The following is a 23,000-nucleotide window of genomic DNA, read 5'->3' as shown; positions in this document are numbered from 1 at the left end:
TAACATTAACAACTTTGCAATACAATTTTTTTACAAAATTGGTGACCTTCAACGGATGTCTCCTCTCCATTGAGTAATTCTTCAATTCTCTCTTTTTCTGTCATTACTCTGTTAAGCTTTTTTGAATAAGCCATGCATTTTCCGTTTACAATCCTTGTCTCCAAAACACCCTTGGCACTTGGATTGCCTCTTAAATGAGGAGCATCTATAATTCCTCTTCTAATAATATCTTCCAAAACTTTTGGGTCACTCCATGGATCTTCACTTTCTTCATATAGATTCTTAATTGTATCCAATAAATATTTTGCTTCTTCCATGAGTTCATGCTTTCTTTCTTGGACTTCCATATCTTTAGTCATATCAACCATACCATCCAGCGTTGAACGAATAACTCCTCTTACAATTTTTGTGCTTTCTATAACTTCTTCAGCTTTAGCAGCATGATCTGCCTCACAATATCCTACTATATGGACAATATGAGGCTTCAAGCTCATAGCCAAGTATGTGGATGCAGCAAGTTGCCCCTTTGCAACATCCAGATCTGAGCTTAAGCTTGCCAATCCAGCCCTAACTTGCCTGTAAGTCTTGAAATTATCATCTTCCAATGATTCAATTAGCTCAACTTTAGCCAACATCTTTGCCAAATCCATTTTATGATGCAATGCAGCAGGCACATTAAACATATATTGGGCAATATAATCCCTTACCCCCATCTTTTTCGCATTGTATGCAGCTAAAAAGGCCATAACAACACCTATGGTATCATGAGCATCTCTCAGGCTCCAATGATGAGCCTCATTGACTTCCACAGGTATATTCCATTCAGCATGCTTTTTCATAAGCATCTGACCTTCTGCTATGGATTCGCCTACAGGCCTTGTACCTCTACCATCAAGTACATTGTACCAGCATAAAGGTACAGCACACCATGCATTATGGATAGTGTCTTTTAGCATCTCTGCGAATCTGAATACATCCGCTGTTCCGCTATAGCATCTGAGAAGAGGATAATTTCCTCTTCTTGAAGCTTTATATAGCTCAATAAAGTCCTCTACTTTTCTTAATGGTACCCCCCCTGCTCCATCCAAATCCTTATTCATCTTATCTTGTGAGAAAAAGAACTGTTGTGTGTTTTGATCAGGTCCGATGGATATTACATCCAAAACCTTAGCTTCCGCTATCTTTTTGATTCCCTCAATGGTATCCTCCAAAGAAGGGAGTCCAAAGTGGTGTCTTAACACAGGGTAAGGATATTTGCTATTTATTCTTTCAACAATATTGTCAGGATAGTATAATTTTACTTCCTTCAGTTGTCTGCCTCTGATATAGTTTATCACGTCATCCACATCTTCCGTTCCATCAAATATTGTAGAGAAGAATGAAAATCTTCTGGCGACATCTGCAACTGGCTTTGTACCTCCAAAAATCCACTCTATATTATCTAGCTTCTTAGATTTGATATGTTCTTCCAATTCTTTGAGCAATGGCTCAACATTTTTGGGAGTAAGCCTGTATCCTATAGCAACCACGTCAGGCTTTATTTCCAATACTTTTTCTACAAGCCTATCTATACTTACTGCCGCACCAAGAAAATATGTTTCATGACCTTCTCTCTCCACAAGGCGGAAAAAGTTCACTATACCGCCTACGTGAACGCAATTTCCTATTGCAGCTCCCAAATACTTTTTCATTAAGCCACTACCTCCTTTGTTATCTGTCCATTTACTACATAGTCCATTATTTCTTCTGCATCCAGTCCTTCGAGTCCCATATCTTCAACTTTTCTGCCAATTTTGTGGTAATCTTTACCATGTATGATAGACGCCATATGAATTATTGAGTTTATGGTGGTAGTTTCTATACCTAAATATCTTCCCATATCCGCAATGGGTACCAGGCTATGTGGAACGTCTTCAAATATATATCTTGTGTTCAAAGTATCCGGTGCCTTTATGCCCATATAACCTTTCACTTTTTGTATTGCCTGACATACTGTTTTCCCATAAGCGTTATAAGTATAACCTAACCATTCCATTAAAGATACAGGCTTGGCGCCAAGAGCTTCTGCTACCTTCATTCTCTCGCAGTCTGCTTCCATCATTATCTTTGCCACTGATGGAGTTATGCCTTCAATATAATGTAGAAAGCCTCCATTTGTGCCTTCAATCCTTCCACAATTTAAAACGGTAGGAATAGGATGAAGTATAGCTCCAACATTATTGAAACTGGTATCCAATACACTATAGGTTTGGACAAATTCAGGTATAACATGATAAATTATATCAATAAATTCTCTTGTTCTTACAGCAGGCAATGCAGCTATCTTAACACAATTCTTCTTGCTATGTATAGCTACTTTGCCTTCCTCAACTATCCTGCAGGCAAACAACAAAGTCTGTGCTTCAACGATGCATGGATTCTTTTCGGGATAATTACACTTGATTATGTTGAAAAATTCCAATGCTCCTCCCGTTCTGCCCGGATTTAAGACAATATATTGATCATCTGAAATATACGGAGCAATAAAGCTGGCAATATGTCTATGAGCATTGGCAGGTACCGTAACCATTATGATGTGAGCACCCTTTATGGCTTTCTCTATGTCATCTGTAACCAGGTTAATATATCCTCTTCCTGATATGGAACCTTCCATATCAATAAAACCTTGTTCAGAAATCTTTTCTACCTTTTCTATTGTGCGATTATATAAATTAACATTATGTCCCAAATAAGCTAAGTAGGCTGCTAAAGCTTGACCTCCATGTCCGCCTCCTATGACAGCAAAATTCATAACTCTCTTTTGCATATAACGACCTCCTTTAACTATTTACTCTTCTAACTTTCCCTATTCTTTTTATAGCCTCTTCCAAAATTTTTATAATCAGTTCATCATATGAAATACCAGCCGCTTCAGCCATCTTTGTTAAATCGCTATATACCGGCTTTAAGCCTGGCAAACTATTTATTTCTAAAATATAGGGCACATCATCTCTCACTCTTACATCTACTCTGGCCAAATCCCTGCAACCTAATGCATCAAAGGCTTTAGAAGCCATTGCTTTTATTTGCTCTTCTAATTTATTGCTTATAGGCGCAGGACAATAATAGTTAGTTTTATGTCCAAAATTTGCTTTAACTTCAAAACTATAGAACTTACCATATTCCTCAGGAATATCCTTAAAATCAATCTCCAATATAGGCAAGACTGTTTTATCTTTTCCATTGCCGATAATACCTACAGTAAACTCTCTTCCTTCTATAAACTCCTCTGCTAAAATCGGCGGTTGATATTGCTTCAAAAGTTTAGAAACTTTCTTACGCACGGCTTCCTCTTCATAAACTACGCTATCTCCATGTATCCCAAAACCAGAACCTTCACAGGCAGGTTTTATTATAAGGGGAAACTTTAATTCAGGATTAAGTTTTTCATTTTCATCATGGAATATCTGGAAGTTTGGCGTAAGCACATCATGATATTTAAAGATCTGCTTTGCTACTGTCTTATCTAAAGCCATGGCATGAGCAAGGATACCGGAACCTACATAGGGTATGCCCAGCATTTCCAATATGGCGGGAATCTGAGATTGTCTACTCTCTCCTCTAACTCCTGTGCTGAGATTAAAAACTATGTCTATATTGCTATTTTTTAAATTCTCTATTATCTTTACATCAGCCACAATATTAACTACTTCATATTTCTTTGAAAGAACTTCATATATTTTATTTGCAGTTATTCTTTTCTGCTCATCGGCAGAACGCGATTCATCAGTACTCATTTCAATCTTAGGCTCATCTAGAACTAAACCAATTTTATAACTCACTAAAACCCCTCCTATAAACCTATTATTTTAATTTTGGTAAATGTTGTTACTTTACATAAAAATAACAAAAACAACGTAAAGTAGACTTCCTATCTGATAGACACGAAGTTACATAAAATATTATCTTCTCTGTAAAATGATTGTTGACTTTGTATTAATAAGTATCAGGAATGAAAAATTTGTCTTATTAAACTTGATAAGATATATGATTTTCTATGGAAGTCAAAATTAATTGTGCAATAATATGATGGCTTACAAATGAATATAATGGAAGGAGCCAATATTTAATCACTTTTTTCTTTATATTAGTTATCTTGTAGAGTGATAACATCAGCTATATGACTTTGACTATCTTTGACTTTTCTTTATATTATAATTAGTTTTCATAAAATTTCAAGTATTTTTTGTTTCATCCTGCTAATTTTGTGATAATATCACAGAAATGCAAAATGCCAAAGGTCAGTTTTCTGACCTTTGGCATATATAATAAATGACTATATTTACTATACCCTATAAGGTGACATTATAAATTATTCAAACTTTTTAGTTATATGAAAAAGTTCATAAACGTAGTTATTACAGCTGCATTGAAGAAATCTATAAACAAACTTCCTACCAGAGGAAGTATGAAGAATGCAACCGGTGCAGGACCGTATTTTTCTGCCATGGTTTCCATGTTGGCAATGGCATTTGGTGTGGCACCCATACCAAAACCGCAATGTCCACTGGTGATAACAGCAGCCTCATAATCTCTTCCCATTACATTGAATGTTATGAAATAAGCAAATATTGCCATCAAAACTGTCTGAGCCAGAAGCATTATCACCAAAGGTCCTGCCAAATCGGCCAATTCCCATAACTTCAAAGTCATCAATGCCATTGACAAGAATATGGATAAGCATGTGTTTCCTATAATATCTATCTCTTCCATACGAACATTTACAAAATCCGTCATATCTGATATGTTTCTCATTATTGCAGCTGCAAACATTGCACCTATATATGAAGGGAATGTCATGCCTGTTTTTTGCAGTATAGCAGAAATTATTGTACCAATACCCATGGCAAGGATTATCTGAACTGTAGCGGACATGAAGTTTTCTGGTATCAGTTTTTTTGCTTCTTCCTGGTTATTAACGGACATGGATTTGCCTGCATTTTTGATCTGGTTTGTTAAGGAGTGTTTCTCAATCAATTTTTTTGCAATTGGTCCGCCTATCATGCTTCCCATAATGAGACCAAAAGTCGCTGAAGCCATTGCCACTGTTGATGCTCCTATAGCTCCTGCTTCTTCAAACAATGGCGCAAAGGCACCGGATGTTCCATGACCTCCTGTCATTGGCACAGAACCAGTGGCAAGTCCAATCAATGGGTTTAAACCAAATACCTTGGCCAAACTTACCCCTAAAACATTCTGAAGAATTACTAATACTGTGGCAATTACTAAGAATATAAATACTTTTATGCCACCTTTTTTCAGAACTTTAAAGCTTGCCGTAAATCCTACTGTTGTGAAGAAAGCGGTCATAAACACATTTTTCAAAGTATCATCCATCTCAAATGTCAAAACCCCGGTTTGTCTCAGTACCAAAGCCAGTATGGCAAAAATCAGTCCTCCAACAACCGGTACAGGAATACAATACTTTTCCAAAAATCCTATTTTCTTCTTGAGGCCTTGACCCACCAATAAAACCACCACTGCCAAAGCTATGGTTTGAATCATGTCAAGTTTTAATACCATTATAATACCTCCAATATCTTATATTATTACATTATTGATTATATGGAGGTATTACACTATACTACAAAGTTCTATAAGATGTGACAAAAAAGATTTTTATTATTCACTCATTGGGATAATATTGCATGATGGGCTTCAATTGTCTAAATATTTAGTTTGCTTATTACTCCTTCAACGAATTTTTTTATATTTATCTTTCCTCTTTCTTCTTTGGGATTTTCCAAATATCGCATTTCCTGCTTAACCTGTTTGAAATCAAACAGTATGGTGCTGTATTCCACAAACTTGCTACTGTAAAAATCATCATATCCTAAAGCTGCAATATTTTGTAGGGCTTTTAGTATAATCCTTCTTATGCGCTGCTCTATTGCCTTTGCCCCAACAGAATCATCTTTTATACCAAGTTCTTCAGCAATCATGCGATATAAATCCTAAAGCTGATACTGCTGGTTTCCATATTGCTTTTTGAATTCTATAACTTTTTTTATGAGGCTTGTTAAATCCTTCACTCCTGACTCGCTGATTATGCCTATATCAGCAAAGATTCTGTTTATCTCATCATTTACGCTGGGTTTATCCTTGATTACAACAGCACTGCCACCTAATCCCACTACAGCGCTTTTTATCAACTCAACAGACTTTTCCAACTCAATACTGTGGCAAACCCCTTTGATAACATTTACAGCTTCCACTAAATTTATGGGCTTCCCAATAAAAAATACTATACCATTTTCATATGCCTTGGAAATCATGCGCTCATCTTCAACCTGGGATATCATAATAAATTTGCCCTTATAACCCTCATCCTTGGCTTTTTGGATTATCTCTATGCCATCTTTCACAGGCAAAAGCAAATCAATCAGCACCACATCAGGATTATAAAATAGTATTTCCCTCTCTGCATCCAAGCCACTATCCAACTCAGCCACAACTCTCCCCAGATCATTTTTTAAAATAATATGAGCAAGCATCTTCCTTATATTAATATCATCATCTATTATGAGAAAAGTGTTTTGCATAAAACATCACCCTAACAATGAATTTTTTGGCAAAACTACAGTAAATAATGTGCCCTGACCAGGTTTTGAGTCTACCACAATACTTCCACCTAGTTCCTCTACAATATTCTTAACATGAGAAAGTCCTATACCTGTAGAAGCCTTGCCTGTATCAGGGTAGTATTTTGTAGTAAAACCAGGATTGAATATATATGGAAGTATTTCTTCTTCTATTCCAATGCCATTGTCCTCCACATGGAAATATATATTGTCTTTATCGCTGATTTCCAAAACTTTTACTTTTCCCTTTGAACCACAGGCATCCAATGCGTTAACAATAAGATTATTTAAGATTGTAAACAGACTATAATATTTGCTTAACGAAAATTTATCTTTAAAATCAAACTCTATATGTATATTATTTATAAGTCCCTTTGAATCTAAGTATCTATTAGTATTCTCTTCTATTATGTCTTTAATGTCTATTATAGTCATTAAGTCATTGGTTTCAAATTTTTTAAGGAAACTTTCAAATCCTCCCAATACTCTATTGTAATCCTTTTTAATCTCATGAACTTCCCGTGCTATATCTAAAGTGTCTTCCTGCAATTCCTTATCTTCTTTATATTTTTCATATAATTTATAACTTTTACTCATGACTTTTTCTATGTCAGCCATGGATTTCTTGAGATAAAACATTTCAGCCTGAATATCGGAAACTAAAAGATTAAGCTGGCTGTATCTCTTTTGATGCTCTCTCTTTTGTATAAAAAGTTCTTGATTCTTGTACATAATGTATATTATATATGCTGTTATGCTTCTAGCCAAGCCTACCAGTATGATTATCTGCACCATATTGAAACTTAAAAGCCTATCTCGGATCAAAGCTTCAATAATATTGCTTAGAGAGTCTACAATTGAAAGAAGCAATATACCCACTAGAATTTTATCTTTATACTTCTTAATTGATAGTAACACTGCCAATGTTCCATATAACATATAATATATGGCTGAAGGAAAGTTTTCCAAGTATATATATTGTAGGGTGCCTTTCTTCAAAACTATATCAATTAAACTTCTGATAAAAAAAACTGATATGCCGGATAGGAAAGCCATCATGAACTCGGATAAATCATCTAGGATTAAAATTATTAAATTTAAAACAATTATTCCTGCTGAAAATCTGAAACTGCTACTAAAAGGATAAAAATATATTTCTCCAAATAGGGTAACACATATAACAGGTAGCAAATAACTCTTTAACCTCTTCATAATGCTCTTCACCTCCCTGCAAACCGGCCACATAACATATTCTGTTTTCTATATTCCACAGTCTTTTCGAAAGCTTCCTTTAAATATCTTATAATATTATTCACTAAAATTGCAAAACAAAAGGCTGTACAGAAAATACTTCTGAAACAGCCTTTTGCATTAATCTATCTTCTATATACTACTTGGCCGTTTATCAGCACAACTTCTGTCTTGGACGTTGCATTGAAGGGATGCCCATCAAATATTACTATATCTGCATCCTTACCTACTTCAATGCTGCCTACCCTGTCATCTATTTTCAGTATTTCTGCAGGATAAAGAGTTATGGCTTTTAATGCTTCCATTTCATCCAAGCCTTCCTTAGCTACAAGACCGGCACAGATGGGCAGATGTTGTATGGGTATTACAGGATGATCCGTCATAATGCAGAATTTTACTCCTGCATTCCAAAGAGCAACAGGAGACTCATAGGTTTTGTTCTTCAATTCCGGCTTGGACCTTTCTGTGAAATGAGGACCACTGATGACGGGTTTTCCCTCTTTTGCCAGCTCATCTGCTATAAGGTGCCCCTCTGTGCAGTGATCTAATGTTATATCCACATCAAACTCGTTAGCAATCCTTATGGCCGTGAAAACATCATCTGCTCTGTGGGCATGGGCTTTAAGAGGTATTTCCCTATTTATAACCTTCAGCAAAGCTTCCATCTTCATGTCAAAATCCGGCTTCTTATCAGGGTCTTCCTTCGCTTTATCCAACTTTTCCTTATAAGCTTTGGCTTTCATGAGCTGCTCCCTTAATATGGCCGCTGTAGCCATTCTTGTAGTAGGCATCTGCTTTCTCTCGTTATATACTCTCTTTGGATTTTCGCCAAAGGCCACTTTCATAGCCGCAGGATCTCTGACAATCATATCATCGATTCTTTTTCCATAGGTTTTGATGATGGTAAAGGTGCCTCCAATTACATTGGCGCTACCGGGACCGGTACATACTGTCGTAATGCCACCTTCTCTAGCTTCTTCAAAGGTTCTATCCATAGGATTTATACCATCTATGGCTCTCAGATGAGGTGTTACGGGATCTGTCATCTCGTTGCCATCAGCACCTTCAAATCCTATGGAATCTTCCCACATGCCTAGATGGCAGTGGGCATCGATCATGCCCGGCATAACTATTTTGCCTTCGGCATCTATTACCATGGCATCTGCCGGCACCTCAACTTCCTCTCCTACAGCAATTATCTTGCCTTTATCAACTAACACGCTTCCTCTTTCATAGTTCTTATCAGCCATTGTAAGTACTGTACCGTTTTTTATAAGTATCATGTTTTAACCCCCTATATGTTTTTTTATTTTATGTTATAAGTCTACAACTTCACCGTACATTATTGGATTATGTTATTTATAATTTATCATACTGATTTTATATTTTCTATAAAAACATTAACTAAGATTTTTGAATAATTAAAGACTGCTGCATTACCCAGCAGCCCTTAATGGCCCTATAAACCTAATCAATGATATGATGATGTGCAGCCATATTTGTATTACATACTAGTTTTGCTGTAAAATGCAGAAATAATTTGTTTTATATTCATTTTGGGTACAATAAATGAAAGCAACATAAAGAATAGTATAAGTCCGCAATAATCTTTAAAAGAGTCTATTACACTTGCTCCTCCAGGTATCCTGAACTCATATTTACCCACAATATTGCTTTCACCTACCCATATCCCTGTATCCTCTTGAAGATTAGCGTCTCCTTTAGTAATGAAACTGCCATCTTGTCTTATATCAACAATCCTATGAGTAACAAGAATATTACCTGGTATTCTGAATGTTATAATGTCACCCACCCTCAGGCTGTCTATATCCGGTTCTTTTGCAATTATAATATCACCAACATCAATAGCAGGGATCATACTGCCTGTAATCACCTTCATTATCTTATATGGACCTATGCTTGATATATACTCTGGATTTGATCTATTAATGTATGAAGAAATATTAAGGATAAGCATGGATATAATAAATGCTGACAAAATAAATCCCACAAGTATGCTTGTGCACTTTCTAACCATTTTTCCCTCCATACTAATTAATGTACTACATTAATTAGTATGGACAGGATTTGTAAAATATAACTAAACATAAAAAACTTATATAAAAAACAACCCATCCTCCTGCCATTTCCAATACTTTAGGTAGATGGGTTGTCAATAGTATTTAAGGATTCTTAACAACGTAATAGTTATGAATAACCTTCTATATAATTCCTTTCATACTGAGGCTTATTCGGCTTCTATCCATATCTACATCCAATACCTTAACCTTTACTATATCTCCTACTTGAACCACATCCATAGGATGCTTCACGAAATTATCCGACAACCCAGATATGTGTACCAGACCATCCTGATGAACTCCAATGTCCACAAATGCTCCGAAGTCCGCGACATTTCTAACTGTACCCGTAAGTATCATACCCGTTTTCAGATCTTTCATCTCCAACACATCTGTATGGAATATGGGCTTTGGCATTTCATCTCTAGGGTCTCTGCCAGGTTTTTGAAGTTCCTTTATTATATCTTTAAGCGTTGGTACTCCTACTCCTATCTCTTGGGACAGTTTTTCCATATCCATCAACTTAATCATGTTCAAAGCCTCTGCTATGGCTTTTGTTTCTTTGTTATTGCAACCTAATTTTACTAATAGTTTTTCTGCAGCATCATAGGATTCTGGATGCACTGCCGTATTGTCCAATATGTTGTCTGATTCTGGTATTCGCAAAAATCCTGCACATTGCTCAAATACTTTTTCTCCAAGCTTTTTTACCTTCAAAAGTTCTTTTCTGTTTTTGAACTTTCCGTTTTCTTCTCTGTAGGCAACTATATTCTTAGCTACTGCCGAGTTTATGCCTGACACATATTGGAGCAAGGATGGCGTGGCAGTATTGAGATCAACTCCTACAGAGTTTACACAATCTTCTACAACAGCATTTAGAGCTTCGGATAGTTTTTTCTGGGATACATCGTGCTGATATTGTCCTACACCTATTGATTTTGGATCTATCTTTACCAATTCCGCTAAAGGATCCTGAAGCCTTCTGCCAATGGATATGGCTCCTCTTAGCGATACATTCACATCGGGATATTCTTTTGCCGCCAGCTCTGATGCAGAGTATACTGAAGCCCCTGCTTCATTGACTACAATATAATGAAGTGGCCTATCCATTTCCTTAATTATTTCTGCACATAATCTTTCCGATTCTCTTGAAGCTGTACCGTTTCCAAGGGATATTATTTCTACATTATACTTCTCTATAAGTTTCTTCAACTCTTCCTTAGATTCTTCTATCTTGTTCTGTGGAGGTGTGGCATATACGGTGGTAGTATCCAAAAGTTTCCCTGTATCGTCCAGAATTGCAATTTTACAGCCGGTTCTGTAGGCAGGGTCAAATCCCATAACATTCTTCCCTTTAATAGGAGGTTGTAGGAGCAAGCTCTTTAAATTGGCAGCAAAAACCTTGATTGCTTGGTCTTCTGCTTTTTCTGTCAACTCATTTCTTATTTCTCTTTCTATGGATGGAGCTATAAGCCTTTCATAGGAGTCCTTTATGGTATCTTTCAGTATATTATCATAGAGTGAATTATTCACTAATATGTTTGCTTCCAGTTTAGCTATAATTCTGTCCACAGGTGCGTCAATCTTGACAGAAAGCATCTTTTCCTTTTCTCCTCTGTTTATTGCCAACACTCTATGGGAAGGTATCTTCTTTACAGGTTCAGCAAAATCATAATACATCTGGTATTCAGATTTTTCATCTGTCAAGCCTTTAGTACCTATGATACCAAAGTTGAAAGTAAGTTCCCTTATGAACTTTCTGTAATCAGCATTATCAGAAATATCCTCTGCTATTATGTCCATGGCACCCTTCACAGCATCTTCCCAGGTTTCCACTCCCAGTTCCGCATTTATATAATCGGAAGCTATTTCTTCCAGACTTCTGTCGCTTTCTTTTTGTTCATATATAAGCATTGCCAAAGGTTCCAAACCTTTTTCCTTTGCTATAGAAGCCCTGGTCCTCTTTTTTGGTCTATAGGGTCTGTATAAATCTTCAACTTCCTGTAGCACTTTCGCAGCTTCTATCTTTGCTTTCAGCTCATCTGTAAGCTTGCCTTGCTCATCTATTAGCTTTATGACCTCTGCTTTTCTGTTTTCCAAGTTTCTAAGATATTGAAGCCTTTCTCCAAATTCTCTCAATTGGATGTCTGATAGCTCTCCTGTTTGTTCCTTTCTGTATCTTGCTATAAAAGGTATGGTATTACCAGCATCTATAAGATCTATAGTATTTTTTACCTGCCATGGCTTTATATTTAACTCCTGGCTCAGGGCGGTTACTATATCCAATATATCACTCCTTTTTGCTTTGGGGGATTCCTTTAGGATCTTTTTAGAACACTAAAACACACTAAAGAATCCACTAAAATACACCAAATGGTCTTTTTTAAATAATAACATTTTGCTGACTATTAATTAGTCATATTTATTAAAGAATTACAGAAATTTTATATTCCAGTTGCAAATATTTCTAAGATGGCTTTTAAAACCTATTAATACTAAGTATTATTTATAGTGTTTTTTCAAGCTTTAAGTCTATTAGTAGTTTAATACCAGCTTGAAATCCGGTATGATTTCTCCTATTCTGTCTCCTTTGTTGTTCTTTATATCAACCTTATGGAATGGTTTTAGTTCTTGCAATTCATCATTGGTTATCAGTTCAAGCTGTCTTAGTGTTTCAAGCACTACTGAAGGCAATACTTTTACATTTCCGTCTTCCATCTTAATGGCTATGCCCATATCCTTTCTTATGGCTCCAACACAGTATACTCCGTCTGATCCCATTTTAGCCACCAATCTGCCTTTTGTTACTTTCATCAGTTCAGTATCGAAAGCTCCTGTACCTGCGATCATTTCAGGATAACCGGTCATAGTCATTGCAACCTTTCTTATGGCTCCAACATACTTTTCTTCCACATGAGATGGGTTTGCCAGTTTCATATAGGCTTTGGCCATATTTATTAAGGGCATGCCATGGACAGGAGCTCCGCATCCATCTATACCTATTGTTACTTTTTCCCTATCCATTTCAGTAAAATATGCAACAACATCCAATATCCTTTGTTGTACAGGGTTGTTTATATCCAAATAAGTCCTTGCATCAAATCCTTCTTTTGCAGCCAAAGCCAGCATGCCTGCCTGCTTACCTGAGCAGCAGTGAAATACATTCTTCTTCTCAATACCTTTTTTCACATAGCCCATAGTAACTTTGGAATTTATCGAATAGGTGGGTTCACATTGAAGATACCTCTCATCCAATCCAATCTTATATAGTATTGATAGCACTGCCAAAACATGAAAATCCTCAGCATAATGAGACCCACAGATTACCGCAAGTTCTCTCTCTGTCAGTCCAAAATAGTCTATTGCTCCGCTTTCCACAACTGCACATGCCTGAAAAGGCTTAGCGGCAGAACGCATGTATGCAACCTTATCAGGCTCTCCCAGAAATGCAATCTTTTCTCCTTCACCATTTACGACAACAATATCTCCTCTATGAACATTCTCAACCAACGGGTCCCTTATTTCTTTTACTAGCACTTCTGACATGACTTCATCTCTCCTGCTATTTTTAATCCATTAATAATATACATTTCTTTCAAAATTTTTTCAATCATTGGTTGTAAGTTATAGGTTGCTAGTATTAGGGTAATACTCCGTAGTCTTTTGTAAACCAGGACAGTTGCTATTCTTTGTTGCTATCTTCTGAAATTTGTGCTAAAATATGCTCATATTGTATACACATGTATTTTATTAGCGTACAGAAAGGTGATGAAGATGACTGCTGATAGAATGTTAATAGTTCACTCCAACGTACTCCCTGATGTGTTCGAGAAAGTTATTAATGCCAAAAGGCTATTGAAAAAGGGAGAAGCTACGACAATTCAACAGGCTTGCGAAATGGTGTCCTTGAGCCGCAGCACTTTTTATAAATATAAGGATACGGTGTTTGATTACACCACTCAGGAAAGAGGCAGGATAGTCAACCTGTTCATGTTATTGCGCCATGAACCAGGAGTTCTTTCTGATATCATCAATGTCATAGCAGAGTTGAGAGGCAATATCCTTACCATAAACCAGAATATACCTGTAATGGATGTTGCATCCTTAACAATAACAATTGATACAAAGTACATGGATGTGGCTCCGGATCAACTGGTAAAGCTTTTGTCTGAGAAAAAGGGATGTAATAAAGTAGAAATAATTGCTATGGAATAGGAGTGCTTGAATTGTATAAAGGTTTAATAGAAAGATATAAAGATTATTTAAAAGATATTTACTGCCAAAATATAATAACTCTCAATGAAGGAAACACGCCTTTTATCAAGTCTAATGGTTTAAAGGATATTATAGGCAATTGTAATCTTTATTTCAAATATGAAGGCCTGAATCCAACAGGTTCCTTTAAGGATAGGGGCATGACTGCTGCTATAACCAAGGCTGTCGCCGATGGTTCAAAAAATGTAATCTGTGCTTCTACAGGCAACACTTCAGCATCAGCGGCGGCTTATTCAGCTAGAGCAGGAATAAGATGTATAGTGTTGATTCCCGAAGGAAAAGTAGCCATGGGAAAACTTTCCCAAGCCATAGTATATGGAGCGGATATTGTACAGGTAAAGGGAAATTTTGACCAGGCTCTTAATCTGGTGAAGGAGGCTGCTAAACGGTTACCCGTAACCATAGTAAACTCCATTAACCCCTACAGACTGGAAGGGCAGAAAACTGCAGCATTTGAAATATGTGATGATTTGGGCAAGGCACCAGACTATCAATTTATGCCTGTTGGAAATGCAGGTAACATATCTGCTTATTGGAAGGGTTACAAAGAGTATAAGGCAAATATTGTGATAGATAATCTTCCCAAGATGATGGGTGTTCAAGCTGCAGGAGCTGCACCCATTGTAGAAGGAAGAATTATAGAAAATCCGGAAACCATTGCTACTGCCATCAGAATAGGCAATCCTGCTTCTTGGGATAAAGCCAACACTGCACTTCAGGAATCCCAAGGTACTATAGACAAAGTCACCGACGATGAGATTATGGAAGCCTATAGGCTTTTATCCTCCCGAGAGGGAATATTTGCAGAACCAGCCTCTTGTGCAAGCTTGGCAGGCCTTATAAAATACGCTAAAAACCACGATCTTTCCGGCAAAACAGTGGTCTGCATATTGACAGGCAATGGTCTCAAAGATCCGGATACCGCCATGAAAAGAAATATAATCCTGAAAAACATATCTGCTGATATAAATGATTTAATGGATGTTCTTTCATAAAGGCGGTGATGTTATGATAGAAGTAGCTGTTAAAGCCACCACCGCCAATCTGGGACCTGGTTTTGACTGTCTCGGATTGGCTCTTGACATTGAAAATCGTGTGAAATTTTCTGAGTCACATAGAAATTTTCCCGATAAAAACAACATGATATATTCAGCTGTAAAAAGAATTTTTGATATAACAGGCAAACCCATGCCCTTAATCGATATTCATCAGCAAATAGGCATTCCTGTTTGCAGAGGTCTAGGCAGCAGCGCAGCTTGTATAGCTGTAGGCTGTATAGCTGGAAATATCATGTCTGGAGCCAACATGTCAATAGATGAACTGATTAAAATTGGAACCGAAATGGAAGGTCATCCGGATAATATTGTTCCAGCCTTCTTAGGAGGTTTTACGGTTTCCTTCATGGCTGAAGAAAAAGTTGTGTATTTCCGCCAGAAAGCTTATGAGGGGTTCAAATATGCTGTAATGTACCCTGAATATACATTGCCTACTGCTCAGGCAAGAGAAGTCCTTCCTAAGGAAATAGCCTTCAAAGACGGAGTGTTCAATATTGGAAGGGCATCATTGCTAACTGCCGCCATGATAACAGGAGATGTTGAACTGCTGAAGTATGCTTGTAGGGACAAGCTCCATCAGCCTTATAGGAAAAGCCTTGTGCCGGAATTTGATAATATAGTTGACAAAGCCCAATCCCTGGGAGCATTGGCCAGTTTCCTGAGCGGAGCAGGGCCTACCATCATTGCCATATTGTCAAAAGATGAAAAAGATTTTGAAGTGACCATGAAGAACCATTTGAAGATTATGAAAGGAAATTGGACGTTGAAGATTGTAGAAGCCTCTAATGAAGGGGTAAGAGTATTGTAGGAACAGTCTTACAGCTGTCCCTACAATCTAAATCTACTTACTGTTTTTTGCAATTCTTCTGCCATTTCATTGAGTCGGGCAGCAGATTCATTTATCTGTTGAAAAGCAGATGCCTGTTCTTCTGTTCCTGCCAGAATGTTCTGGGTTCCTTCAGATGTAGCCATGGATACCTGTCTTACCTTTTCCAACGAAACATTTATCTTATCCATTTCATCCTTCAACTGGTGAACAGCTTCTGACACTTGGATGAATTTCTCTGATACAATTTTTATCATAGTGATGATTTTATCAAAGGCTCCATTGGTTTTTTCTATAGCTTCCACACTATGTTCCACATCTTTTAATCCTTCATGCATAGCATTCACTGTATCCATGGTTTCATTTTGGATTTCCTCTATGACTTTTTCTATATCCATGGAGGCTTCCTTGGTTTGGTCTGCGAGCTTTCGTACCTCGTCAGCTACAACAGTAAATCCTTTTCCAGCTTCTCCTGCCCTTGCTGCTTCTATGGCCGCATTAAGAGCCAACATATTAGTTCTTTCTGCTATTTCACGTATAATCTTTACAATACTGCTTACTTGTGAAGACTTAGTACCCAATCTTTCAACCAAAGCAGCAGAGTTTTCCACATTGGATTTGATAACATCCATTCTCTCATTTACTATCTTAATATTGTCCGATCCTTCCTGAGCTTTTTCCGCCGCTTCTCTAGCATAATCAGCAACTTCTTTGGAGCTAATAGAGACACTATCCACGGATAAAGCTACTTCATTGGCAATTCTGTTTGTCTCTTCGAGAGAAGACAACTGAGTTGAAGCTCCTTCTGCCACATTGGCTACTATAGCGGATATTTCCTCAATGGAGGCTGCACTGATATTGGCTCCGTCACTTAGTTCTCTGGAAAATAAATTAACTTCCTCTACTGCTTTATTTACTTCTGCCAATATCTCCGCCAGCGAATCCGCCATTGCATTGAAAGCTCTTTGGAGCTTTCCTATCTCATCATTTGATTTAACAATTATTCTGTTTGAAAGTACTCCTCTTTGATATTCTCCCGCCACCTTTGCCATTGCCAGAAGGGGTTTGGTTATCATCGCAGCCAGTAAATAGCTGGCTATAGCTGCTATTATGAAAAAGCCTATGGCTATAGCAGCATATTTTGCTTTCTCCTTTTGTATAGGCTTAATTATTTCCCACATTTCTATCTCACTAATAATACCCCAGCCCGTAGTAGGTATAATATCATAAGTGCCAATTACTTCTTTTCCCTTACTGTTTATATATTCTTTTGTCCCCTTTTCTCCTTTTACAACGTTAACAGCACCTTCTATCATGTTGGTCACTGCATTATACTTGTTGAGAACCATCTCTTTATAGTTTGGATGTGCTAGAACAACGCCATTCTTGTCCACAATGTATGTATAACCTGTCTCACCTGTTTTTATATTCTGGCATATGGATTGAATATAATCAAACCCTATCTGAGTGCTTAGAACCCCTGCCGGTCTCAATGACTGATCCAAAACAGGAACGGATATGGTGAACACTGGAAGGCGTAATCTTTCATCCACAAAGGAATTAGAAATATATTTGTTTCCCTTCATGGCCTCTTTATACCATAATTCCCCACTAATATCAGTACCATTCAAAGATGTCTCTGTGGAGAACAGTATTATACCGTTTCCATCAGCTAATGTAGCTCTCTTGATGCTATTATCAGAAGAAACCAATTTTCTTATTACTCTCTCTCTTTCATAACCTTCAAGAAATAATACATCTGCTGTTTGAGGAACAATCTCGATTACTTTGGCTATCTGATTGATATAGCTTTCAAACTTGTCGAGATAATTTTTGTTCACCGATTCATTGAGGGCTTGTACACTTGTTGTCAAATTTTCCGTGGAATCTTTCAGCGAAATAGAAAGCTGAACAAATAAAGGTACTATGGTAAGAATTATGACCATAATACAGATCCTAAATTTCAATTTAAAATGTTTCAAATGTTTCTCCCCCAATCCATATCATATAGGAATTTAATACACAAATTATATTAATTTTATAAAAAATATATTACATACCTATATTTTAGCAAATTTTTTAAAAAATACATAGAAAAAACAGACTTATGTCTGTTTTTTCCACTTTAAATATGCATTTATGAAATTATCCAGTTCTCCATCCATTACTGCATATACATTACCTGTCTCTTCTCCGGTTCTATGATCCTTAACCATGCTGTAGGGGTGAAAAACATAGGAGCGAATCTGGCTACCCCAGGCTATTTCTCTATACTCTCCTTTAAGATCCTCTATTTTTTCCTTCTGCTCCTGTTCTTTAAGTTCTAAAAGCTTTGCATAGAGCATCTTCATTGCCATTTCCTTGTTGCTATGCTGAGATCTTTCATTCTGGCATTGGACTATTACCCCCGTTGGTATATGGGTAATTCTAACTGCTGAATCAGTTTTGTTTACATGTTGTCCTCCTGCTCCTCCTGATCTATATGTGTCAATCTTTAAATCATCAGGATTTATATCTATTTCAACATTGTTATCCAATTCAGGCATTACATCCACTGAGGCGAAGGAAGTATGACGCTTCCCAGCTGTATCAAAGGGTGAAATTCTAACCAACCGGTGCACACCTTTCTCTGACTTTAGATAGCCATAGGCATTTTCCCCTTCAATAAGGAGAGTTGCACTTTTAATACCTGCTTCAGTATCCTTCAACATATCCAGAACCGTTATATTGTAGCTCTTGCTCTCAGCCCACCTTGTAAACATTCTAAGGAGCATTTCCGCCCAATCCTGAGCTTCTGTTCCTCCTGCTCCTGCATGTATTGACAAAATGGCATTATTTTTATCATATTCTCCTGTCAGCAAGGTTTCTACAGTGAATTTATCAATGTCCCTCTTAAGCTTCCTTAGCTCTTCTTTTATATCATCTAATAAAGAAGCATCTTCCTCTTCTTCGCAAAGATCCATAAGTACAACCAGGTCATCATAAGCTTTTTTAAGATTATCTATTCTATCAATTTTTTCTTCAAGCCTTTTTGATTCTTGAAGCACCTTAGCAGCATTCTCTGAGTCATCCCAAAAATCCTGCTGCTCCATCTTTGCATGGATCTCTTCCAATCTCTCCTTCAATCTCTCCGGGTCAAAGAGACACCTCTATATCGTGAATCGCCGCCTCCAAATCTGGCAGCTCAAGTCTATACTGATCAAGTTCAATCATATCTTTACCTCCTTTATGAAATTCAAACCACTAAAAGACACTAAAACCACAAAAAAACACTAAATGATATGTTAAATAAGTAAGTAATATAATCTTATAATTCGAAGATTTGCTGCTATAATATCGTCTTTTGTAGTTCTCTAATAAACAGAAACAATCAATTGCTAACAATGAATTACTAATACATAATATAACCCTTTAGTGCATTTTAGTGAACTCTTTTGTGTCCTTTAGTGGTTTTTAATAAGCCCTATAGGAATACCCTGATCCTGAGCTCTTAGTTCTCATTCTTCCCGCAACATTTTTTATATTTCTTACCACTGCCGCAAGGGCATGGATCATTTCTTCCTATCTTTTCTTCCTTCACTATTGGCTTGTTTCCACCGCTTTTTTCCTGGTTGGTGGAAACTTCTTCCGCTACCTGCTGCCTTTGTGGAATTTTGTTGACACTTACATTAAATATATATTTTATTGTTTCTTGTTTAATATTGCTTATCAACTCATTAAACATGTCATAGCCTTCAATCTGATAAGCCTGAACAGGATCTTGGTGCCCAAAGGCCCTTAGACTTATGCCGTCTCTTAACTGATCCATTGCATCCAAATGATCCATCCACTTGGAATCCACAACCCTGAGAAGTATTACTCTTTCCAGCTCTCTCATATTTTCTGAACCTATCTCTGCCTCTTTAGCTTCATAGATCTTAAGAGATTTATCCAAAATAGCTTCCTTAAGTTCTTCCTTATCTAAACCGCTTATATCATCAGTTTTCAAAGCTCCTTTTGGCAGGAAAGCATTCTGGAGAAATTCCAGTAGTCCAGCAATATCCCATTCCTCCGGATACTGGCTTCCAACGGTGAAATTATCAACAGCATCGGATATTACATCCTTCAGCATGTCTATTATTGAGGCTTTTAAATCCTCCTCCATGAGAACTTGCTTTCTTTGAGCATATATTACTTCTCTTTGCTTATTCATTACATTGTCATACTGAAGCACATGCTTTCTAATGTCAAAGTTCCTTGACTCTACTCTCTTCTGGGCATTTTCTATGGCTTTAGTAAGAAGGTTATGCTCAATAGGCATATCCTCTTCCATTCCCATGGTTTCCATAAGGCCCATGATCTTTTCTGATCCAAAAAGTTTCATAAGATCATCTTCAAGAGATATATAGAATCTGCTGCTTCCTGGATCTCCTTGTCTTCCGGCACGGCCTCTCAACTGATTGTCGATACGCCTTGACTCATGCCTTTCTGTACCTATTATATGAAGGCCTCCTAGCTCTTTAACACCTTCGCCTAATACAATATCGGTACCCCTACCTGCCATGTTAGTCGATATTGTCACTGCATTCTTCTGGCCGGCTTTTGCAATTATCTCTGCTTCCTTCTCATGGTACTTGGCGTTGAGCACCTCATGAGGTATTCCTCTTTTTTTAAGCATACTGCTTAGAAGTTCGGACTTTTCAATGGAAATGGTACCTACCAATACAGGTCTGCCTTGCGCGTGAAGCTCTGCAATTTCATTTACCACAGCATTAAACTTGCCCTTCTCAGTTTTATATACCACATCCGGATAATCTATTCTTATCATAGGCTTATTTGTAGGTATCTCCACCACATCCAGGTTATATATGGCTCTGAACTCATCTTCCTCTGTCTTAGCTGTACCAGTCATACCAGCCAGTTTATTATACATCCTGAAATAATTTTGGAAGGTTATAGTAGCCAATGTCTGGCTTTCTCTCTCTATCTTGACTCCTTCCTTTGCCTCAATGGCCTGATGAAGTCCATCGCTATAACGCCTTCCATACATAAGCCTTCCGGTAAATTCATCAACAATAATTACTTCTCCGTCCTTTACCACATAATCAATATCTCTTTTCATCAACGCCCTTGCCTTTAGAGCTTGATTTATATGGTGCTGTATCTCCATGTTCTCAGGATCTGCCAGATTTTCTATGCCAAAGAATCTTTCTGCCTTAGCTATACCTTCTTCTGTAAGCATTACTGTCCTAGCTTTTGGATCTACAGTGTAATCTCCTCTGTTTTTAATGGCCTCTTCGTCTTCTTCTTGCCCGTCAAAGTACTTGGCCAACATTTCAGCTTTGCTTTCATCTTTAGTATCTGCTCCTCTTTTCAACGTTTTTACAAAGTTATCTGCTAGATAATAAAGATGAGTGGATTTTTCTCCTACACCGGATATAATCAAAGGTGTTCTTGCTTCATCTATAAGTATGCTATCCACTTCGTCCACTATGGCATAATTCAATTCTCTCTGCACCATCTGGTCTTTATAGATGACCATGTTGTCCCTCAAATAGTCGAATCCAAACTCATTGTTGGTTCCATAAGTAATATCTGAATTATAGGCAGCCTGTCTCTGGGCGTGATCCAAGCCATGGACAATTAGCCCTACAGATAAGCCTAAGAAATTGTAAACCTTACCCATCCATTGACTGTCTCGAGTTGCCAAATAATCGTTTACCGTTACAACATGAACTCCTTTGCCTTCCAAGGCATTAAGATATACAGGCAAAGTAGCCACCAAAGTCTTACCTTCACCGGTCTTCATCTCTGCAATCCTTCCCTGGTGAAGTACAATGCCACCAATGAGCTGAACCCTGAAATGCCTCATACCCAAGACTCTTCTGGAAGCTTCCCTTACCACAGCAAAGGCTTCAACCAGCAGATCATCCAATGTTTCACCATTGGCAAGCCTGGATTTGAATTCATCTGTCTTTGCTCTCAGCTCCGCATCGCTAAGAGCCTCCATCTGAGGTTCTAATGCTTCTATTGCGTCTACTATCTTTTCAAGCTTCTTTATTTCTCTATCATTCTGATTACCAAATATCTTTGTTAAAAATGACATGTATCATCACTCCTCAAATCATCGGACATTGACTCGACTAACACTCAGTGTAAGATTAAGCCTTCACCGAATGTTAGTCGAGTCAATGCTGGACTTAATAATCCTTTGTTTTTCACTGCCTATAACAGCAGAGAAATATATCAACTTAGTCCAGTATCCACTTAATTTTATCATAATAGAATTATTATAACAATAAAGTTATTTGGTATTCCACAAAACACACTAACGGTTCTATTATGATATGTTTCCATTGGAAGCATTCTGATATACTTCCTCCTAATCCTTCCTCCTGCAGAACATATTGCTTTCTTTGCCAGCTCCAATGCCGGATCTATATAATGCCACAGAAACCAAATCTAACCTACGCCCTTCTCCTGATAACTCGACCTTGACGTTCTCCAGTATTCTTTCCATCCATTACAGCTATTTTCTCCCTCTAACAAAAACATAATTAACGCCTTTGTTTGGAAGGATAGGCTGGGAATAGGTACATTGCTGGTCTGTTGTATCTGGGTCAAAAATCACTAAAACTGCATCTTTGTCCTGTGCAATAAAACCCTTCCCCTCAAGTCCATACCATAAGGCAGGAAGTCCGGTCTTCTTATGTATTGCTTTCTCAAGGGTAAGAAGCCCTTTTCCCCTTACACACTGTCCTAATATCTTTTGGAAGGTGCCTATGGCCCTTGGATGAGTCATGGCCATAACTCCAGGAATATAAAGCGAATCTGTACCAAACATACAGATAGAGTCAGTTACAAGAAAATCTACATCCTCCTTGGACATGGAAAAGCATATGACACCAACCGC

At 37.4% G+C, this 23,000-nt stretch carries 19 protein-coding genes; 3 read left to right on the top strand and 16 right to left on the bottom strand.

Annotated elements, in window-relative coordinates:
* Positions 1 to 5: 5 nt before the first annotated feature.
* From BUB48_RS00495 to BUB48_RS00450, 11 genes are all read right to left on the bottom strand, one after another.
* Entirely contained in the window at positions 6 to 1,691 is a 1,686-nt protein-coding gene (locus tag BUB48_RS00495) for a cobalamin B12-binding domain-containing protein (protein WP_073023400.1), read from the bottom strand.
* Positions 1,691 to 2,806, bottom strand: coding sequence for an NAD/NADP-dependent octopine/nopaline dehydrogenase family protein (locus tag BUB48_RS00490; RefSeq protein ID WP_073023398.1), 1,116 nt, complete (start codon positions 2,804 to 2,806; stop codon positions 1,691 to 1,693). The genes BUB48_RS00495 and BUB48_RS00490 overlap by 1 nt, the downstream gene beginning before the upstream one ends.
* 13 nt (positions 2,807 to 2,819) lie before the next feature.
* On the bottom strand, positions 2,820 to 3,821 hold the full coding sequence (locus tag BUB48_RS00485; protein ID WP_207648298.1) for a D-alanine--D-alanine ligase family protein: 1,002 nt from the start codon (positions 3,819 to 3,821) through the stop codon (positions 2,820 to 2,822).
* Between the two features lie 547 nt (positions 3,822 to 4,368).
* Positions 4,369 to 5,562, bottom strand: coding sequence for a sodium/glutamate symporter (gltS, locus tag BUB48_RS00480; RefSeq protein WP_073023396.1), 1,194 nt, complete (start codon positions 5,560 to 5,562; stop codon positions 4,369 to 4,371).
* 143 nt (positions 5,563 to 5,705) lie between these two features.
* On the bottom strand, positions 5,706 to 5,981 hold the full coding sequence (locus BUB48_RS18275) for a DNA-binding domain-containing protein (protein ID WP_207648297.1): 276 nt from the start codon (positions 5,979 to 5,981) through the stop codon (positions 5,706 to 5,708).
* Between the two features lie 12 nt (positions 5,982 to 5,993).
* On the bottom strand, positions 5,994 to 6,581 hold the full coding sequence (locus BUB48_RS00475; protein WP_207648296.1) for a response regulator: 588 nt from the start codon (positions 6,579 to 6,581) through the stop codon (positions 5,994 to 5,996).
* Positions 6,582 to 6,587: 6 nt separating this feature from the next.
* Positions 6,588 to 7,832: a sensor histidine kinase gene (locus BUB48_RS00470; protein WP_175548317.1), complete on the bottom strand. Its 1,245-nt coding sequence runs from the start codon at positions 7,830 to 7,832 to the stop codon at positions 6,588 to 6,590.
* A 164-nt stretch (positions 7,833 to 7,996) separates the two neighbouring features.
* Entirely contained in the window at positions 7,997 to 9,154 is a 1,158-nt protein-coding gene (locus BUB48_RS00465) for an amidohydrolase (RefSeq protein WP_073023392.1), read from the bottom strand.
* Between the two features lie 221 nt (positions 9,155 to 9,375).
* Positions 9,376 to 9,909 (bottom strand): signal peptidase I, encoded by a 534-nt coding sequence (locus tag BUB48_RS00460; RefSeq protein WP_073023390.1) that lies wholly within the window; start codon positions 9,907 to 9,909, stop codon positions 9,376 to 9,378.
* Between the two features lie 184 nt (positions 9,910 to 10,093).
* On the bottom strand, positions 10,094 to 12,238 hold the full coding sequence (locus BUB48_RS00455; RefSeq protein ID WP_073023388.1) for a Tex family protein: 2,145 nt from the start codon (positions 12,236 to 12,238) through the stop codon (positions 10,094 to 10,096).
* Positions 12,239 to 12,487: 249 nt separating this feature from the next.
* A complete protein-coding gene (locus BUB48_RS00450; RefSeq protein WP_073023386.1) occupies positions 12,488 to 13,498 on the bottom strand; it encodes an asparaginase in 1,011 nt (336 codons plus the stop codon).
* A gap of 228 nt (positions 13,499 to 13,726) precedes the next feature.
* Here BUB48_RS00450 and BUB48_RS00445 point away from each other — a divergent pair, with 228 nt between their 5' ends.
* Genes BUB48_RS00445 through thrB form a run of 3 tightly spaced genes read left to right on the top strand, consistent with a single transcriptional unit; the run spans position 13,727 to position 16,090 of the window.
* Positions 13,727 to 14,167 (top strand): ACT domain-containing protein, encoded by a 441-nt coding sequence (locus tag BUB48_RS00445; protein WP_073023384.1) that lies wholly within the window; start codon positions 13,727 to 13,729, stop codon positions 14,165 to 14,167.
* 11 nt (positions 14,168 to 14,178) lie between these two features.
* Positions 14,179 to 15,222 (top strand): threonine synthase, encoded by a 1,044-nt coding sequence (thrC, locus tag BUB48_RS00440; protein ID WP_084524281.1) that lies wholly within the window; start codon positions 14,179 to 14,181, stop codon positions 15,220 to 15,222.
* Between the two features lie 13 nt (positions 15,223 to 15,235).
* Positions 15,236 to 16,090 (top strand): homoserine kinase, encoded by an 855-nt coding sequence (gene thrB, locus BUB48_RS00435; protein ID WP_073023382.1) that lies wholly within the window; start codon positions 15,236 to 15,238, stop codon positions 16,088 to 16,090.
* A gap of 20 nt (positions 16,091 to 16,110) precedes the next feature.
* Here thrB and BUB48_RS00430 read toward each other — a convergent pair whose 3' ends face one another.
* The 5 genes from BUB48_RS00430 to BUB48_RS00415 form a co-directional block, all read right to left on the bottom strand.
* Positions 16,111 to 18,090 carry a methyl-accepting chemotaxis protein gene (locus tag BUB48_RS00430; protein ID WP_073023381.1) on the bottom strand — a complete coding sequence of 660 codons (1,980 nt, stop codon included), beginning with the start codon at positions 18,088 to 18,090 and terminating at the stop codon, positions 16,111 to 16,113.
* Positions 18,091 to 18,213: 123 nt separating this feature from the next.
* Positions 18,214 to 19,321, bottom strand: a protein-coding gene (prfB, locus tag BUB48_RS00425; protein ID WP_139249851.1) for a peptide chain release factor 2 whose coding sequence is annotated in 2 segments (ribosomal slippage) — positions 18,214 to 19,245 and positions 19,247 to 19,321 — 1,107 coding nt in all. Because the reading frame shifts where the segments join, the coding sequence is not laid out codon by codon here.
* A 277-nt stretch (positions 19,322 to 19,598) separates the two neighbouring features.
* Positions 19,599 to 22,193, bottom strand: coding sequence for a preprotein translocase subunit SecA (gene secA, locus BUB48_RS00420; protein WP_073023378.1), 2,595 nt, complete (start codon positions 22,191 to 22,193; stop codon positions 19,599 to 19,601).
* Positions 22,194 to 22,469: 276 nt separating this feature from the next.
* Positions 22,470 to 22,607: a hypothetical protein gene (locus tag BUB48_RS17905; RefSeq protein WP_175548316.1), complete on the bottom strand. Its 138-nt coding sequence runs from the start codon at positions 22,605 to 22,607 to the stop codon at positions 22,470 to 22,472.
* A 9-nt stretch (positions 22,608 to 22,616) separates the two neighbouring features.
* Positions 22,617 to 22,976, bottom strand: coding sequence for an amidohydrolase family protein (locus BUB48_RS00415; RefSeq protein WP_139249848.1), 360 nt, complete (start codon positions 22,974 to 22,976; stop codon positions 22,617 to 22,619).
* Positions 22,977 to 23,000: the final 24 nt, after the last annotated feature.

Origin of the sequence: Lutispora thermophila DSM 19022 (assembly GCF_900142105.1) — a bacterium.
GTDB lineage: Bacteria > Bacillota > Clostridia > Lutisporales > Lutisporaceae > Lutispora > Lutispora thermophila.
This window is presented reverse-complemented; position numbering and strand designations above follow the sequence as displayed.